The following is a 1,716-nucleotide window of genomic DNA, read 5'->3' as shown; positions in this document are numbered from 1 at the left end:
ACCGAGAACGGGTAGGCCCGCACCACCGGCTGCACCACCGAGGGGAACGCCGACACCGGCACGAACCCCGACGGGCTGGGGCCGGCCCGTCGTCTCGGTCGCGCCGCAACCCGGCGCTCCCGGCCTGGGCGACACCTACTACCCCGACTACGGCAACGGCGGCTACGACGTCTCGCACTACGACGTCCGGCTGCGCTACGACCCGGCCACCGACCGGCTCACCGGCACCACCACGATCCTCGCCACCGCGACACAGGACCTCTCGGCGTTCAACCTGGACTTCCTGCTCGACGTCGAGTCGGTGCGGGTCAACGGCTGGGAGGCCGGCACCGCCAGGGCGGGCACGCACGAGCTGGTGGTCACGCCAACCCGCACGATCACCCGGGGCCAGCAGCTCACCATCGTGGTGCGCTACGACGGCATCCCGTCGGAGACCCTGGTCGGCGGCTACACCGGTTGGACGCGCACCGACGACGGGGCGCTCGCGGTCAACGAGCCCGAGTCGGCGTGGTGGTGGTTCCCGAGCAACGACCACCCGCTGGACAAGGCCACCTTCGACATCTCCGTCTCGGTGCCCACCGGCGTCGAGGTGATCAGCAACGGCGTGCAGCCCCGCCCGCCGGCGGCCGAGGCCGGCAACCGCACCCGGTGGATCTGGCGGACCACCTCCCCCACCGCCACCTACCTGGCCTTCATGGCGATCGGTCAGTACGACATCGTCACCGACATCACGCCGGGCGGTCAGCCGGTGATCAACGCGTACAGCACCTCGCTGGGGGCGCTCGAGCCGGCCGCGCGGGCGAGCATCGAGCGGACCGGCGAGATCGTCGACTGGGAGAGCGGGATCTTCGGCCCGTACCCGTTCGAGGCACGAGGTGGCGTGGCCGGGCCGGTGGACGGCATCGGCTTCGCCCTGGAGACGCAGACCCGCCCGGTGTACGGCCCGGGTTTCTGGCGTCGCGGCGCCAACACGTACGTGGTGGCCCACGAGAACGCCCACCAGTGGTTCGGTGACTCGGTCTCGGTGGCCGAGTGGCGCAACATCTGGCTCAACGAGGGCTTCGCCTCGTACGCCGAGTGGCTCTGGTCCGAGGAGCAGGACGAGGGCACCGCGCAGGAGGTCTTCGACTTCACCTACGCCAGCTACCCGGCCGACGACGAGTTCTGGCAGGTGCTGCCCGGTGACCCGGGCGCGGACCGGGTCTTCGACAACGCGGTCTACGACCGGGGCGCGATGACCCTGCACCAGCTCCGGCTGGCCGTCGGCGACGACGCGTTCTTCGCGATCCTGCCGGCGTGGACGGCCGAACACCGGCACGGCAACGGCACCATCGAGGAGTTCCAGGCCCTGGCTGAGCGCATCTCCGGTCTGGACCTGGACGAGCTGTTCACCACCTGGCTGTTCACCGCGGGCCGGCCCGACGTGGCCAGCGCCGCCCGCAAGGCCGCGCCGCCGGCCGAGCCCAAGTCGTGGGCCAAGATCCGGGAGTCCCACGAGTTGCTGTCGCACTAGCGGCAGTCGTCACCCGCAAGGCCCGTCGCCCAGTCGGCGGGCCTTGCGGCGTTTCCCGCTGGTCCCGCCGGAGCGATCTCACCTGTCAACGCAGCGTCCCCCGTCGCCCCTCCCCCACGCGTCCTTTGCTCTGCTTCAACGGACGCAACACCGGTTGTCCGACTATCGGACGGGCGGTGTTGCGTGGAGTGAAGCAGAGCAAA

Annotated in this window: 1 protein-coding gene; it reads left to right on the top strand. The window is 70.8% G+C overall.

The window, feature by feature from the left end; all coding sequences use genetic code 11:
* The first annotated feature begins 124 nt into the window (after nt 1–124).
* Nucleotides 125–1,513, top strand: coding sequence for a M1 family metallopeptidase (locus AB0J68_RS31940; RefSeq protein ID WP_363942576.1), 1,389 nt, complete (start codon nt 125–127; stop codon nt 1,511–1,513).
* Nucleotides 1,514–1,716: the final 203 nt, after the last annotated feature.

Origin of the sequence: Micromonospora sp. NPDC049580, assembly GCF_040675595.1 — a bacterium.
In the GTDB taxonomy this organism is placed as follows: domain Bacteria; phylum Actinomycetota; class Actinomycetes; order Mycobacteriales; family Micromonosporaceae; genus Micromonospora.
This window is presented reverse-complemented; position numbering and strand designations above follow the sequence as displayed.